The sequence below is a fragment of the Nonomuraea sp. NPDC051941 genome, from assembly GCF_044593615.1.
Window position 1 is genome coordinate 13,114 of the sequence record NZ_JBIUCF010000031.1, and the last position, 14,282, is coordinate 27,395.

General features: G+C 70.8%; 15 protein-coding genes. 10 read left to right on the top strand and 5 right to left on the bottom strand.

Annotation, left to right across the window (positions count from 1 at the left end; translation table 11 throughout):
• Positions 1 to 496: 496 nt before the first annotated feature.
• The 3 genes from rsgA to aroA form a co-directional block, all read right to left on the bottom strand.
• Complete coding sequence (gene rsgA, locus ACIHFD_RS40545) at positions 497 to 1,540, bottom strand: ribosome small subunit-dependent GTPase A (protein ID WP_355205517.1); 1,044 nt, start codon at positions 1,538 to 1,540, stop codon at positions 497 to 499.
• Positions 1,541 to 1,598: 58 nt separating this feature from the next.
• Positions 1,599 to 1,721 (bottom strand): hypothetical protein, encoded by a 123-nt coding sequence (locus ACIHFD_RS40550; protein ID WP_397371456.1) that lies wholly within the window; start codon positions 1,719 to 1,721, stop codon positions 1,599 to 1,601.
• 70 nt (positions 1,722 to 1,791) lie between these two features.
• Positions 1,792 to 3,102, bottom strand: coding sequence for a 3-phosphoshikimate 1-carboxyvinyltransferase (gene aroA, locus ACIHFD_RS40555; RefSeq protein ID WP_397371457.1), 1,311 nt, complete (start codon positions 3,100 to 3,102; stop codon positions 1,792 to 1,794).
• Between the two features lie 308 nt (positions 3,103 to 3,410).
• On the opposite strand from aroA, the gene ACIHFD_RS40560 reads away from it, so the two are divergent.
• Positions 3,411 to 4,157 (top strand): SOS response-associated peptidase, encoded by a 747-nt coding sequence (locus ACIHFD_RS40560; RefSeq protein WP_350729260.1) that lies wholly within the window; start codon positions 3,411 to 3,413, stop codon positions 4,155 to 4,157.
• A 154-nt stretch (positions 4,158 to 4,311) separates the two neighbouring features.
• Positions 4,312 to 4,644 carry a TraR/DksA C4-type zinc finger protein gene (locus ACIHFD_RS40565; protein WP_350729262.1) on the top strand — a complete coding sequence of 111 codons (333 nt, stop codon included), beginning with the start codon at positions 4,312 to 4,314 and terminating at the stop codon, positions 4,642 to 4,644.
• 61 nt (positions 4,645 to 4,705) lie between these two features.
• Here ACIHFD_RS40565 and ACIHFD_RS40570 read toward each other — a convergent pair whose 3' ends face one another.
• Positions 4,706 to 5,446 (bottom strand): methyltransferase domain-containing protein, encoded by a 741-nt coding sequence (locus tag ACIHFD_RS40570; RefSeq protein ID WP_357750681.1) that lies wholly within the window; start codon positions 5,444 to 5,446, stop codon positions 4,706 to 4,708.
• A 234-nt stretch (positions 5,447 to 5,680) separates the two neighbouring features.
• On the opposite strand from ACIHFD_RS40570, the gene ACIHFD_RS40575 reads away from it, so the two are divergent.
• The 7 genes from ACIHFD_RS40575 to ACIHFD_RS40605 all read left to right on the top strand — a co-directional run bounded on the left by ACIHFD_RS40575 (position 5,681) and on the right by ACIHFD_RS40605 (position 12,061).
• Complete coding sequence (locus tag ACIHFD_RS40575) at positions 5,681 to 6,286, top strand: sigma-70 family RNA polymerase sigma factor (RefSeq protein ID WP_173526616.1); 606 nt, start codon at positions 5,681 to 5,683, stop codon at positions 6,284 to 6,286.
• A gap of 35 nt (positions 6,287 to 6,321) precedes the next feature.
• Positions 6,322 to 6,549: a mycothiol system anti-sigma-R factor gene (rsrA, locus tag ACIHFD_RS40580; protein WP_397371458.1), complete on the top strand. Its 228-nt coding sequence runs from the start codon at positions 6,322 to 6,324 to the stop codon at positions 6,547 to 6,549.
• A gap of 9 nt (positions 6,550 to 6,558) precedes the next feature.
• Positions 6,559 to 7,500, top strand: coding sequence for an NAD-dependent epimerase/dehydratase family protein (locus ACIHFD_RS40585; RefSeq protein WP_397371459.1), 942 nt, complete (start codon positions 6,559 to 6,561; stop codon positions 7,498 to 7,500).
• 225 nt (positions 7,501 to 7,725) lie between these two features.
• Positions 7,726 to 9,075 carry an HD-GYP domain-containing protein gene (locus tag ACIHFD_RS40590; RefSeq protein ID WP_363976654.1) on the top strand — a complete coding sequence of 450 codons (1,350 nt, stop codon included), beginning with the start codon at positions 7,726 to 7,728 and terminating at the stop codon, positions 9,073 to 9,075.
• Positions 9,072 to 10,364, top strand: a complete 1,293-nt coding sequence (locus ACIHFD_RS40595; RefSeq protein WP_350729270.1) for an HD domain-containing phosphohydrolase — start codon at positions 9,072 to 9,074, stop codon at positions 10,362 to 10,364. Before ACIHFD_RS40590 ends, ACIHFD_RS40595 begins: the two co-directional genes overlap by 4 nt.
• Before the next feature lie 96 nt (positions 10,365 to 10,460).
• Positions 10,461 to 11,816: an acetyl/propionyl/methylcrotonyl-CoA carboxylase subunit alpha gene (locus ACIHFD_RS40600; RefSeq protein WP_397371460.1), complete on the top strand. Its 1,356-nt coding sequence runs from the start codon at positions 10,461 to 10,463 to the stop codon at positions 11,814 to 11,816.
• A gap of 32 nt (positions 11,817 to 11,848) precedes the next feature.
• Positions 11,849 to 12,061 carry a biotin/lipoyl-binding carrier protein gene (locus tag ACIHFD_RS40605; RefSeq protein ID WP_192787829.1) on the top strand — a complete coding sequence of 71 codons (213 nt, stop codon included), beginning with the start codon at positions 11,849 to 11,851 and terminating at the stop codon, positions 12,059 to 12,061.
• Here ACIHFD_RS40605 and ACIHFD_RS40610 read toward each other — a convergent pair.
• Entirely contained in the window at positions 12,051 to 12,443 is a 393-nt protein-coding gene (locus ACIHFD_RS40610) for a thioesterase family protein (RefSeq protein WP_350729275.1), read from the bottom strand. The two genes, ACIHFD_RS40605 and ACIHFD_RS40610, sit on opposite strands and share 11 nt — an antisense overlap.
• 252 nt (positions 12,444 to 12,695) lie before the next feature.
• On the opposite strand from ACIHFD_RS40610, the gene ACIHFD_RS40615 reads away from it, so the two are divergent.
• Entirely contained in the window at positions 12,696 to 14,279 is a 1,584-nt protein-coding gene (locus ACIHFD_RS40615; protein ID WP_397371461.1) for a serine/threonine protein kinase, read from the top strand.
• Positions 14,280 to 14,282: the final 3 nt, after the last annotated feature.

The window sequence follows — 14,282 nt, forward strand, 5'->3', positions numbered from 1 at the left end:
GCATCACCCTAAGGACGCTTCGCTTGGCGGTCGGGCACGGGCCGCGCGAGTGGCGGGCAGGCAGCGCCTCCGGGAGCGCCGTGGCCAGTGCGCAAGGGGACGTCGGCGGTCTCGGCGGGCGCGTCCTGGTCGGTGCGTGGGGTCCGCGTGGCGTGGCCGGGTGCGCTCGACGGCAGGACGCTCGCTGGCGGGACCCGTGCGGCGGCATGGCGTTGGGGCCCGTGACGGCGGGGCGCTTGATAGCGGGCGTGCGAGGGCTCCCGACAGGGCGCTTGGCTGCGGGCGTGCAAGGCCTTCGGCGAGCGCGTTGCGTTGTGCGCCGCTGCACGGCGTCACACGGGCCGGGGTGCTCGGTGGTGGGGTGCGGGGTGGCAGGACCGGCGGCGGCGCCTTCGGGAGCGCCGTGGCTGGTGTGCAGGGGGCGTCTGCGGCGTCGGCGGGCGTGTCCTGGTCGGTGCGCGGCGTCGGCGGGTGGGCCGGGGGCTCTGGCTGGGGGTCAGGGGGTGTCGTCGAGGGTGCCTTCGCGGCTGGAGAGGAGGCGGCGGAGGGATTTGAGGCGGGCGGGATCGGCGTTGCCGGCGGCGACCCAGGCGTCCAGGGCGCACTCCGGGCCCAGGTGCGTGCAGCCCTTCGGGCAGTCGACCGTGCCCTCCACCAGGTCCGGGAACGCGGCCAGGACCGTTTCCATGGACACGTGGGCCAGGCCGAAGCTGCGTACGCCCGGAGTGTCGATGATCCAGCCGCTCTCCGGCAGCTCCAGCGCCACGGCCGAGGTGGAGGTGTGGCGGCCGCGGCCCGTTACGGCGTTGACCTGGGAGACGGCGCGGTTGGCGTCCGGGACCAGGGCGTTGACCAGGGTGGACTTGCCGACGCCCGAGTGGCCGACCAGGACGCTGACGCGGCCCTTCAGGTGGTCGCGGAGCTCCTCCAGGGAGCCGCCCTTGTGCACGACGACGTGCGGGACGCCCAGCGGCTCGTAGAGGGCCACCAGCTCGTCGGGCGGGGCGAGGTCGGACTTGGTGAGGCAGAGCAGGGTGTCGATCTCGGCATCGAACGCGGCCACCAGGATGCGGTCGATCATGCGGGGCCGGGGCGGCGGGTCGGCCAGGGCGGTGACGATGACGAGCTGGTCGGCATTGGCCACGACCGGGCGCTCGATGCCGTCGGTGTCTTCGGTGTCGTCGGCCGAGCGGCGCAGCATCGACGTGCGGGGCTCCACGCGGACGACCCTGGCCAGCGTGTCGGGGCGGCCCGAGACGTCGCCGACGAGGGCCACCCGGTCGCCCACCACGATGCCCTTGCGGCCCAGCTCGCGGGCCTTCATGGCCACCACCAGGCGCCGCTGCGGCTGCTGCTTGCGTTTCTGCGCGGACCCCTTCGGGCGTTCGGGCTCGACCAGCGTCGTGTAGCGGCCGCGGTCCACGGCCACCACGAAGCCCTGCACGGCGTCCTCGTGCGCAGGACGGATCCGGGTCCGCGGCCTGGAGCCCTTGCCCGGCCTGACCCGTACGTCGTCCTCGTCGTACTCCCGCTTCTTCAGCGGTCTGCTCCCATGTCCTCGCTCGCTTTCGCTCGATGACCTGCGCGGTCGCCCCCGGTCAGGCCGGAGACGCGTCGTCGGCCGGCCGGTGCTGATGGGGGATCGGACGCCGCCGCGGGCAGGCCGGGGTGGCGCCGTGCTGCTGGATCTTTTCCTCGCCGTACAGGCGGCGGACCCTCACGGACCGCCCTTTTCCGACGTGCCCGGCGTTTCCGGTGCGAAACCCGCGCCCGAGGGCAGGCGCCGCCGGGTCACCGGGCCTCCAACATGCCGTCCCACATCCGGACGAACTCCGGCAGGGTCTTGGCGGTCGTCGCGATGTTCTCCACCTCCACGCCGGGCACCCTGAGGCCGATCACGGCTCCGGCCGTGGCCATGCGGTGGTCGTCGTAGCTGTGGAAGGTGCCGCCGTGCAGCGGGCGGGGGCGGATGATCAGGCCGTCGGCGGTCTCCTCCGCATCGCCGCCCAGCCGGTTGATCTCGGTGGCGAGCGCGGCCAGCCGGTCGGTCTCGTGGCCGCGCAGGTGGGCGATGCCCCGGATGCGGCTCGGGGTGGTCGCGAGCGCGGCGAGGGCGGCGATGGTGGGGGTCAGCTCGCCCACCTCGTGGAGGTCGGCGTCGATGCCGGTGATCTCGCCCGTGGCCCGCCCCGTGATCACCAGGTCGGCTCCGTCGGGGGAGCGGGTCACGGTGGCGCCCATCGCGGTGAGGAGGCCGCGCAGGGCGTCGCCGGGCTGCGTGGTGCGCTCGGGCCACGTGGGGATCGTCACGGTGCCGCCCGTGACCAGGGCGGCGGCCAGGAACGGGGCCGCGTTGGACAGGTCGGGCTCCACCGTCATGTCTCTGGCCGCGATCGGGCCGGGCTCGACGCGCCACACGTCGGACTCGCTGTCGTCGACCGTGACGCCCGCCGCCCTGAGCATCTCCACGGTCATCTCGATGTGCGGCTGCGAGGGCACCGGCGGGCCGACGTGGCGGATCGTGATGCCCTTCTCGAACCGCGCCGCCGTCAGCAGCAGCCCCGACACGAACTGCGACGAGCCCGACGCGTCCAGCGTGACCTCGCCGCCCGCCAGCGGCCCGCTGATCGTGAACGGCAGCGCGTCGTTGTCGATCCGGGCGCCCAGCGAGCGCAGGGCGTCGAGGATGGGACCCATCGGGCGCTTGCGCGCGTGCGGGTCGCCGTCGAAGGCGACCGGGCCGTCGGCCAGGGCGGCCACCGGCGGGACGAACCGCATGACCGTGCCGGCCAGGCCCGCGTCGATGCTCGCGCCGCCCCGGATCGGGCCCGGCGTCACGTGCCAGTCGACCCCCGCGGCGCTCTCGTCGGCGGGCTCCAGGGTGGCGCCCAGGGCCCGCAGGGCCGACGCCATCAGGTCCGCGTCGCGGCTGCGCAGCGCCCGGCGCACGACGCCGGGGCCGTCGGCGAGCGCGGCCAGGACGAGCGCGCGGTTGGTCACCGACTTGGAGCCGGGCAGCGGGACGGTGGCGGTGACCGGAGAGGTCGCCGTGGGCGCGGGCCAGTGCGGCGTGGTCGGCGTGGGCGTGGTCGGAGCGGGCATGGTCAAAGAGTACTGGGAGTGGTAGGGCGAGGGTCACAGCCTGTGGACGGCGTCTCGCGTGCCGTCGCGCCTGTGGACAACTCCGGTCATCAGGTGTGCCGGCGGGAGTGGGCCTCCTGTTTCCGCGGACGCCCCGAGGCAGGCGCGGGTGGGCCTCCGGTTTCCGCGGACGTCCCGAGGTAGGCGGGGGATGGGCCTCCGGTTTTCGTGCAGGTTCCGAGGTAGGCGGGGGTGGGCCTCCTGCTTTTGTGGACGCCCCGAGGTGGGCAGGCGAGCGAAAGCCGTACCGTACGTGGCAGTGTGGGGTTATGTGCGGTAGATACGCGTCGGCGCGCAAGAAGCACGAGTTGCTCGAGGAGTTCGAGGTCGAGCAGGACGGCGACCCCGACACGGAGCTCGGGGCCGACTACAACGTCGCGCCGACCAAGAACGTCTACGCCGTGCTGAGCCGCGTGCCCAAGGAGGCCCAGCGGGCGGTGCGGCAGCTCAGGGTCGTGAAGTGGGGCCTGGTGCCCGCCTGGGCGAAGGACCCGTCGATCGGATCACGGCTGATCAACGCCAGGATCGAGACGGTGGCCGAGAAGCCGTCGTTCCGGCAGGCGTTCGCCAAGCGCAGGTGCCTGCTCCCGGCCGACGGCTATTTCGAGTGGATGCCGGTCGAAGGCGAGAAGAAAAAGAAACAGCCGTACTTCATCCATCCCGAGGATGGCGGGGTGCTGGCGATGGCGGGCCTGTACGAGTTCTGGAAAGACCCGTCCCGGGCCGATGACGATCCTCTCAAATGGCTGGTGACCTGCACCGTCATCACCACGGACGCCGAGGACGAGCTCGGCCGCATCCACGACAGGATGCCCATGATGATCGAGCGCGAACGCTGGGCCGAATGGCTTGACCCCAAGGTCACCGACGTCGGGCAGGCCACGCGGCTGCTGGTGCCCGCCGAGCAGGGGCGGCTCACGGCGTATCCGGTCTCCACGGACGTCAACAACGTCAGAAACAATGGCCCGGACCTCATCAAACCTCTACCGGAAGAGGAGGAAACCGCACTTTTCTAAAGGTGTAAGAAGCACGGTAAGTGGGCATCCGGTGAGGAAAGCGATGCATCCGTTTACTCGGTGTCACCGCCATAAATGCCCCTAATTGCACCGGGCGGGACAACCGGGGAGTCCCAGCCGCGGGTTGCCGTGATTCACCCGGAGGTGCGGATTCGTGGACGTCACGACCGCTCGTGAGCGGCTGGAAGACATGCTCGCGGAACTGGACCGATCGATCGGGGTCCTCCAGGGCGACCCCGTCGCCGTGCGCGAGCACTCGGCGGCCGACGCAGGTTCTGACCTGACCGACGCCGATCGGGCCCAGGCCATGCTGACCGTGGCCACATCACAGCGGCGCGCCGTCGTCGAGGCCATCAAGCGCCTGGAACAAGGCGTGTACGGCCGGTGCCTCGACTGCGCCAAGCCGGTGCCGGAAGGGCGGCTGGAGGCCCGTCCGGAGGCCGCGCGGTGCGTGCAGTGCCAGGGCAAGCGGGAGCGGCGCCGCTGAGCGAGCCGGGATGCCGCCGGACACGAAGAACGGCGGCACACCTCTCTACAGCCAGGCGGAGTCAGCTTTTGCGGCAGCTGGCGACCAGATGGATGCCGACCGTGTCGTCGTCGTCCGGATGGGCCTCCAGCTCCGTACGCACCAGGTAGTTGAGCGCGCGGGCGTCGGCCCCGAGCACGTGGTCGACCGTGGACGGGGACAGCACCGTGCGCGGCCGCATCCACTCCACCTCGAGCCCGGCGCCCATCAGCAGCTCGCGCAGCTGCCCGCTGCTGAAGCACCGCGTGATGCTGCCGTCCGGCCACGGCACGAGCATGACCTCGCCGGTCTGCCGCAGGTGCTGCCACTGCTCCTGCTCGGCCAGGATCGCCATGCCCAGCACCAGCGAGTCGACGCACACCAGCGCCCGCCCGCCGGGCCGCAGGACCCTGGCCACGTCGCTCATCGCCGACTCGGCCATCAGCTCGATCGACATCACGCGTTCCTCGGCGAGCACGGCGTCCACGCTCGCGTCCGGCAGGAACGCCAGATCGTCGGCGCGTACGTGCCGGACCCGGTCGGCGTCCCGCAGGCCGGACCGCCCGTCGACGGTGCGGCGGAAGTCGAGCACCTCGATCACCTTGTGCCCTGCCCTGGCCACCTGGCCGGACCAACGCCCGCGACCGCCGGAGAGATCGAGGACGACGGAGGGTTGACCGGGGAGCCAGCGGTTGAGTTGTTCGGCGGCGACGGCGCGGTAGAAGGTCCAGTACGGCCCAAGCGTCCCTGAGCCGTTCAGTTCCTCGGCCGGAATGGGCAGCACACGCGACTCCTGAGTTCCGGGTAAAGGGCTACCAGCCGGTACGTATGGACGTTCCCCGCACCGGGTCCTTCGTACCTTCTATCTTGCGGGAACAGACAAGTGCGCGGGCGTGTTGCGACGAGCATGCTCACTATGGCAAGACCCCTCCCCACTGACCGGCAAGGCACCGGCCAGCGGGTATCCTCCCCTGAGTACGGTGTTCCGCAACAGCCGGCCACCGGTGATCTTAGGGGGGTGGGTCCGGTGCCCGCGACAGGCGCGGAGACGCTGGAGCAGCGAAGCGAGCGATTCGAGCGCGACGTCATGCCGTATCTCGAGCAGCTCTACTCCGCCGCGCTCCGGATGACCCGGAATCCCGCGGACGCGGAGGACCTGCTGCAGGAGACCTTCGCCAAGGCGTTCGCGTCGTTCCACCAGTTCCAGGAGGGCACCAACCTCAAGGCGTGGCTCTACCGGATCCTGACGAACACGTTCATCAACAGCTACCGCAAGAAGCAGCGCGAGCCGAAGCAGTCCGGCACGGAGGAGATCGAGGACTGGCAGCTCGCGCGGGCGGAGTCGCACACCTCGAGCGGGCTGAAGTCGGCCGAGGTCGAGGCGCTCGAGCATCTGCCCGACGGCGACATCAAGCAGGCGCTGGCGGCCCTGCCGGAGGAGTTCAGGATCGCGGTCTACCTGGCCGACGTCGAGGGCTTCCCCTATAAAGAGATCGCCGACATCATGGGCACTCCGATCGGCACCGTGATGTCGAGGCTGCACAGAGGACGCAGGCAGCTCCGGGGCCTCCTTGAGGACTATGCTCGTGAGCGGGGTCTGGTCCCGGCGGAGGGATCGAAATGAGCTGTGGCAACCCGCATGACACCGACTGTCGCGAAGTGCTCGACAAGGTCTACGCCTATCTCGACGGCGAGCTGACCGAGACCGACATCGTCGAGATCCGCGTGCATCTCGACGAATGCGGCCCGTGCCTCCAGGAATACGACCTGGACAAGGCGATCAAGGCGCTCGTGCACAAGCACTGCGGCTGCGACCCGGTCCCCGGCGATCTGCGCTCCAAGGTGCTCGCCCGCATCGCACAGGTGAGAGCGGAGCTGGCCGACTAGGATTCTCCCATGCGCGTGTTGGTCACCGGGGGTGCCGGGTTCATCGGGTCCAATCTCGTCGATCGTCTCCTCGCCGAGGGGCATGAGGTCGACGTGGTCGACGACCTGTCATCGGGGTCCAGGGAAAACCTGGCAGAGGCCGCCTCCAGCGACCACTTCCGGCTGCACGTGCTGGACGTGCTCGACCCCGCGCTGACCGGCCTGGTCGCGGAGCTGCAGCCGGAGGTCGTCTGCCATCTGGCCGCGCAGATCAGCGTGCGCAAGAGCGTGGCCGAGCCCAGGCGCGACGCCCGGATCAACGTCGAGGGCACCGCGTCCGTGCTCGCCGCGGCCCACGAAGGGCGGGCCCGCAAGGTGCTGTTCGCCTCGTCCGTGGCCGTCTACGGCAGGCCCGGCACGATCCCCGTGCCCGGCGACGCGCCCACCGACCCGCGCTCGCCGTACGCCGCGTCGAAGCTGAGCGGCGAGACGTACCTCGCCGCGTTCCGCGCGCTCCACGGCATCGAATACACCACTCTGGTGCTCTCCAACGTCTACGGCCCGCGCCAGTCGCCCGAGGGCGAGGCGGGCGTGGTGTCGATCTTCACCGACGCGCTGCTCAGCGGCACGCCCACGGTCGTCTACGGCGACGGCACCCAGACCCGCGACTACGTCTACGTCGAGGACGTGGTCGACGGCTTCGTCCAGGCGCTCGGGCAGCGTGGCGACGGCCAAAGGTTCAACCTCGGCACCGGCATCCAGACCACCGACCGCCGCCTCCACTCGCTCATCGCCGACGCGGCGGGCGCCCAGGACAAGCCCGGGTTCGCGCCGCCGCGCGCGGGCGACCTGCCCGCGATGGCGGTCGATCCGGTGCCGGCCCACGAAGGGCTCGGCTGGCAGCCGCGTACGGACCTGCCGACAGGCGTGAAGAAAACAGTCGAATGGGCCCGAAATCGTCGCGTGAAGTAGTGGCTTGATTACGCTTTGCTTGCGATTTCCGACTCCGCCCATGCGGCGACGTCGTCTTCTGTAGCGTTGAACCCCAGAACTCGACGTGGAGGCATGTGGATGTTCAAGTCTATGGTCGCCCGACTGCTCACGGCCGTCGTCATGCTCACTCCTGTGGTCATGCTGATCGCTGGGGGAGTGCTTCCCCCAGGGGTGTCCTGGACCTGATGTCCGTAGGGGGCCGCAATGCGTGATCTGCCGTGGCCTGCAAGGGTCTATCTGGTCGCCGTGATCGGCGCGGCGGTCGCTCTCATGGTGCGCAGCGTCATGGTCTCCGGGGCTCCCGTGGCCCCGGAGGACCTCGACGTCCTTCTCGTGCTCGCTCTGCTGTTCCTGGTGTGCGAGTCGATGCCGACGCTGCTCAACGTGGAGCAGTTCGCGGTGTCGGTCAGCTTCTCCGCCTCGCTGGCGGCGGTGGTGCTGATCGGGCCCGACGGCGCGGCGCTGGTGGGGCTGACCGCGATGGTGAGCGTGCGGCCCGGGCTGCCGCTGATCAAGCGGCTGTTCAACGGGGCGCAGTTCGCCATCTGCGGCTACGTGTCCGGGTGGGTCTATGAGGCGCTCCACGGTCAGGTCGGCGTGCCCCAGGTCAACGCCTTCGACGATCTCATCGGCCCCTACGCCGCCGCCATGGCGGTCTTCGTGCCGCTCAACATCGTGCTCACGCTGACCATGATCGGCCTGGCCACGCGGGTGCGGGCCACGGAGGTGCCGCTGCGCGGCATGGCCCAGTTCCTGCTGTCCTATCTCGGGTACGGCACGTTCGGGTTGCTGGTGGCCGGGCTCTGGGCGACCGTGCAGTCGATCTCGGCGGTGCTGGTGCTGCTGCCGCTGTTCGTGGCGCGGTGGGCGTTCGGCCAGTATCACGCGCAGCAGCGCTCGTACGACGCCACGATCGCCGCGCTCTGCCAGGCCGTCGAGACCAAGGACTACTACACGCGGGGCCACTGCACGCGGGTCTCGCTCGCCTCGTCCATGATCGCTCAGGAGATCGGCATGGGTCCCGAGCGCGTACGGGCCATCCGCTACGCGGGCATGCTGCACGACGTGGGCAAGCTCGGGGTGCCCACCAAGGTGCTGCAGAAGGACGGGCCGCTCACCGAGGAGGAGTTCGCCGCGATCCAGCTCCACCCCATGCGGGGCCTGGAGATCGTACGCGGCATCGGCTTCCTCGACGAGGCCTACGCCGGGATCATGCACCACCACGAGCGCCACGACGGCACCGGCTACCCGATGGGGCTGGCAGGTGACGAGATCCCCGAGTTCGCCAAGGTCATCGCGGTGGCCGACGCGTTCGACTCGATGACCTCCGACCGGTCCTACCGGGGCGCCAGGCCTGTCCCGGAGGCGCTCGAGGAGCTGCGCAAGACCGCGGGCACCCACTTCGACCCCGTCATGGTCGCGGCCTTCATCCGGGTGCTCGACCGGGAGCCGTGGCAGCCGCCGCGCAAGGTCGAGGCGCCGCCGCCCGACGAGACCCCGATCAAGGACCACGACGACCCGACCATGCCCATCGAGGTCGTGACCGGGCAATGATCACCACGGAGCGCCCGAGGCGCGCAGAACGCTCTGCGAACACGGTCTTCCGCCGGCTCGACTCCGGCCAGCTGCTGCTCATCTGCGCGGCGGGGCTGGTCGCGATCGCCGGCGTCGCCCACACCGCGGCCGTCGGGCTCGATCGCACGGAGATCGCGGTCGGGTTCGGGGCGCTGATAGCGGTCGGCGAGCTGGCCAGGCTCACCATGCCGGGCAACAGGGAGGTCGCGCCCATCGGCGCCGCCGCCGCGCTGGGCTACACGCTGCTGCTCGACCTCAGCCAAAACCCGCTGCGCCACTCGGCCCTGCAGGTGGTCGCCGTGATCGCGGTCGGCATGGCGGCCGGTGCGCTCCCGCACCTGGCGGTCGGCCGCCCGCCGCGGCTGGACGCGATGGCGCGGCGGCTGCTCACCGGCGCGCTGCTGGCCTTCGCGTTCCGGCCGCTGGCCGACCCGCTCTACCTGCTGACCAAACCGCCGACCAGCACCTGGTGGCCGGCCCTCGCGGTGATGGTCACGCTCATCGCGATCACCTTGCTGATCGACGTGCTGATCGCCGCGCTGCTGCGGGCCGAGCGGCTGCGCACCTCGTTCCGGGTGGCCGTGCGCGACGAGGTCAACATGGCCTTCCCGCTGGGCGCGGCCGTGGCCTCGTCGGGCGTGCTGCTCGCGCTGGCCACGCACAGCATGGACCTGGTGGCGCTGCTGGTGTTCGCGGCGCCGTTGCTGGTCACGCAGGTGGCTTTCAGGAAGTACGCCGGGATCCGCGCCACCTACCTGCAGACCGTACGCGCGCTGTCGCGGGTCACGGAGGTCGGCGGCTACGTCGAGCCCGGCCATTCGCGCCGGGTGAGCCGCCTGGCCGTGGCGATCGGCAGGGAGCTGGGCATGTCCGAGCCCGAGCTGCTGGAGCTGGAGTACGCCTCGCTGATGCACGACATCGGCCAGCTCTCGCTGCGCGACCCGATCCCCGGCGGCGCCACCGTCCTCACCGAGCCCGACCAGGCGCGGCGCATCGCCGAGCTGGGCGCCGAGGTGATCAGGCAGACCGGCGTGCTCGACCGGGTCGCCGACGTGGTGCGGCGCCAGTGCGATCCGATCACCGACGACCCGCCCCTGTCGAGCCGCATCATCAAGGTCGCCAACGCCTACGACGACCTGGTGGGGCCCTCGACCGACCGCGACCGCGCGGGGGCGGCGCTGGAGCGCATCCGGCTGTCGTCGGGCAGCGCGTACGATCCCCACGCGATCGAGGCGCTCACCCGGGTGATCGACCGCGGGCGGGTCTAGCCCGTACGGAATTGTGGGGTTCCTACAGATCATGATCGCCGGATCGGTGGTTTAGCGGGAAGGAGCCGCGGCGGTCGCGGCTTTAGTGTGGTCGGCGTGTTAATTGAGACGCTCGGACCCGTTCTGGTCGCCAACCGAGGGGAGATCGCGCGGCGGGTCATCCGCACGGTCCAGCGGCTGGGGCTGCGTGCCATCGCCGTCCACTCGGAGGCCGACGGCGACCTGCCGTTCGTACGGGAGGCCGACGAGGCCGTGCTGATCGGTCCGGCCGACCCCGCGCAGAGCTACCTCGACGCCGACAAGGTGCTGGCGGCGGCCCGCGCGACCGGCGCCAAGGCGATTCACCCGGGTTACGGGTTCCTCGCGGAGAACGTCGCGTTCGCCAGGGCCGTGATCGACGCCGGGCTGGTGTGGATCGGTCCCGCGCCCGAGGCCATCGACAAGATGGGCGACAAGATCAACGCCCGGAACCTCATGGAGAAGGCCGGCGTGCCGGTCGCCGCGGGCACCCGCGAGCCGGTCACCGACCTGTCGCTGGCGCTCAGGGCCGCCGACGCCATCGGCTACCCGGTCATGGTCAAGACCGCGGGCGGCGGCGGTGGCATCGGCATGAGCGTGGCCCACGACGACGAGGGCCTGGCCAAGGCGTTCGAGCAGGCGGCCAGGGCGGCCGCCAGGTTCTCGGGCGACGCGCTCGACGGGCCGGCCGTGCTGCTCGAGCGCTACATCGAGCGGGCCCGCCACGTCGAGGTGCAGATCCTCGGCCTGCCCGACGGCCGGGTCGTGGCGCTGGGCGAGCGCGACTGCTCAGTGCAGCGCCGCCACCAGAAGGTCGTCGAGGAGTCGCCGTCCCCGGGCATCACCCCCGAGCTGCGCGAGCGCATGCTGGCCGCAGCCGTGCGCGCCGGCGAGGCCGTCGGCTACCTAGGCGCGGGCACCGTCGAGTGCCTGGTCGACGCCGACCAGCAGGACTTCGTGTTCCTGGAGATGAACACCCGGCTGCAGGTGGAGCACCCGGTCACGGAGCTGGTCACCGGGCTCGACCTGGTCGAGCTGCAGCTGCGCGTCGCGGCGGGCGAGAGCCCCGAGGTGCGGCCCGCGACCACCGGGCACGCGATCGAGTTCAGGGTCTACGCGGAGGATCCCCAGCGGTTCTTCCCCGGACCTGGCACGATCACCGCATGGGTGGAGCCGGACGGAGCGGGCGTACGCGTCGACTCCGGTTACGCGGCGGGCAACACGGTCACCCCGTTCTACGACCCGCTGCTGGCCAAGCTCTGCGTCCACGGCGAGACCCGCGCCGACGCGCTGGAGAAGGGGCGCAAGGCGGTGGACGCGTTCGTGGTCGAAGGGCCCAAGAACAATCTGCCGTTCTGCGCGGAGCTGCTGGACAACGCGGAGTTTGTCACTGGTGTCTACGACACTGGTCTGGTTGGGCGGATGCGGGCCTAAGGTGAGTACATTGATGACAGAGGGGAGTTCCGGTGGCTGAGGTACGCGCTGAGATGGTCGCGAACGTCTGGAAGGTCGTCGTCAAGGAGGGCGACACCGTCTCCGACGGCGACACGCTGGTCATCCTCGAGTCCATGAAGATGGAGATCCCGGTGCTCGCCGAGGAAGAGGGCGTCGTGGCGCAGCTCAAGGTGGCCGAGGGCGACGTGATCCAGGAAGGCGACCTGATCGCCGTCATCCAATAGTAGGTCGCCGTGTTCTAGCCAGGAACTTGGCGCGGTCGACGACGATGCGTTCGATGGTGCCGCGGCCCACGACGGCGTGTTTGTCGTGGGCCTCGAAGGCGAAGACCAGCCGCCGCCCGTCGACCTCGGTGAGCTCGACGCCGATCTGCACGTGCGTGCCCAGCGGGCTGGCGGCCAGGTGTTCGAGCTCGACCCTGGTGCCGACCGACGTCTCGCCCGGCGCGAGGTGCTTGTCCAGGGCCTGTACGGTCGCCGCTTCGGCCAGCGCGAGCAGCCGCGGCGTGGCGAGCACCGGCACGTCCCCGCTGCCGACCTTCTTCGCGGTGTCCTCCACCTCGACCATGATGAGCAACTGGGCGCGCAGACCCGGAGCGAGCGTCATGGGGTCAGCCTACGGCGGTCGCACCTGTCCAACGGGTCAGCTGACTTCCCGGAAACGCGGACAAGTGCGGGCATAAGGCCCCAGGATAGGGTGTGGTACGGCTTAAGACATTTGAGTGGCATGTGAAACAGGTGGGTCGTACACTCTCTGAGTTCCGTGACCACTGTGTGACCTGTCCGCGACGAAAGTTCGCTTTGTTGGAGAGCCGCGGGGTGCAAGAGGTTACTGGTGTAGGGGGGTAACGGGGGAGTCATGGTGGCCCAAGGAACGACGCTGGCGGGGCGGTATCGGCTGGACACCCGCATCGGCGCCGGCGGCATGGGCGAGGTGTGGCGCGGAGAGGACATCGTCCTGGCCCGCACCGTCGCCGTCAAGGTGCTGCTTCCCGGTCGTACGCAGGACCCCGGGTTCGTCGCTCGCTTTCAGGGGGAAGCACGGGCGATGGCCACGATCAACCACAGCGGCGTCGTCGACGTCTACGACTACGGCATCAGCGGCGACACCGTCTACCTGGTCATGAAGTTCGTCGACGGCGAGCCGCTCGACCGGCTGCTGGCCAGGCTGGGCAGGATCCCGCCGCAGGCGGCCATGGAGCTGATCGCGCAGGCCGCGTCGGCGCTGCAGGCCGTGCATGATCAGGGGATCGTGCACCGCGACGTCAAGCCGGGCAACCTGCTCGTGCAGCGCGACGGCACGCTGGTGCTGACCGACTTCGGCATCGCCCGCTCCGACCTGGCCAACCGGCTGACCGACGCCGGCATGGTGCTCGGCACGGCCGCCTACTGCGCCCCCGAGCAGGCCGAGGGCGCTCCTGTCACGCCCGCGGTCGACATTTACGCGCTCGGCGTGGTCGCGTACGAGTGCCTGGTGGGGCAGCGGCCGTTCGACGGCGACAGCGCGGTCACGATCGCGCTCAAGCACATCCGCGAGGCCCCGCCGCCGCTGCCCGCCGACATCCCCCAGGCCGTGCGCACGCTGGTCGAGGTCGCGCTGTCGAAGGACCCGGCCAGGCGCTTCCCGACCGCCAGGGCCATGAGCGAGGCGGCCAAGGCCATCGCGAGCGGGCAGGCGCCCGCCCAGATCCCCGAACAGCCGGCGCCGGCCACCGGGGCCACCATGGCGCCGCCGGTGGAGGCGTACCAGACGGGCGCCCATCAGGCGCGTCCCGCCGAAGAGACGACGACCATGGCCGACCGGCGCCCGGGCAGCCGCCGCGCGGCCAAGGCGCCGCGCAGGACCGGGCTCATCGCGGGCATCGCCGTCGCGGCAGTGCTCGGCGCGGGCGCCACCGCGGTCGCGCTGACGGGCATGACCCCCAGCGGGCCCGCCCCGACGAGCACCGCCTCGTCGGTGGCCAACCTGAGCAGTCCCAAGCCCCCCAAGACCAAGCCCCCGAAGACCCACGTGGAGGAGCCGACTCCGGACCCCGAGCCGACGACCCAGAGGCCGAGGCCCGCGGAGACCGAGGACGCCAAGCCGCCGACGAAGACGCCGACCAAGACACCCTCCAGCACGCCGAGCGTCACCAAGACGCCGACCAAGACGCCCACGAGCACCCCGACGTCGGACGTCAAGAAGGCACGCGTGCCCAAGGTGGTCGGGATGCCGTTCCTGCAGGCGCAGGAGATGGTCGAGGCGGCGGGCTTCGAGGAGATCATCCCCGATGACCGGACCTCCACCTCCAACGGCATGCGCTGTGGCAAGGTTGTCCGGACCGCGCCGGGGGCCGGGACGGTGCAGGAGGTGACCAAACCGGTCACGCTGGTCATCGTCGACGGCGTCTGCCCGGAGGACAGCACCGGCAGCCCCTCGCCCAGCGCCACGCCGAAGTCGTAGGTC

What these genes read in the sequence shown, in the direction of transcription:
- aroA (WP_397371457.1), bottom strand. Translation starts at nt 3,102, where the DNA reads ATGCCCGCTCCGACCACGCCCACGCCGACCACGCCGCACTGGCCCGCG.
- ACIHFD_RS40560 (WP_350729260.1), top strand. Translation starts at nt 3,411, where the DNA reads ATGTGCGGTAGATACGCGTCGGCGCGCAAGAAGCACGAGTTGCTCGAG.
- ACIHFD_RS40585 (WP_397371459.1), top strand. Translation starts at nt 6,559, where the DNA reads ATGCGCGTGTTGGTCACCGGGGGTGCCGGGTTCATCGGGTCCAATCTC.
- ACIHFD_RS40590 (WP_363976654.1), top strand. Translation starts at nt 7,726, where the DNA reads ATGCGTGATCTGCCGTGGCCTGCAAGGGTCTATCTGGTCGCCGTGATC.
- ACIHFD_RS40595 (WP_350729270.1), top strand. Translation starts at nt 9,072, where the DNA reads ATGATCACCACGGAGCGCCCGAGGCGCGCAGAACGCTCTGCGAACACG.
- ACIHFD_RS40610 (WP_350729275.1), bottom strand. Translation starts at nt 12,443, where the DNA reads ATGACGCTCGCTCCGGGTCTGCGCGCCCAGTTGCTCATCATGGTCGAG.
- ACIHFD_RS40615 (WP_397371461.1), top strand. Translation starts at nt 12,696, where the DNA reads ATGGTGGCCCAAGGAACGACGCTGGCGGGGCGGTATCGGCTGGACACC.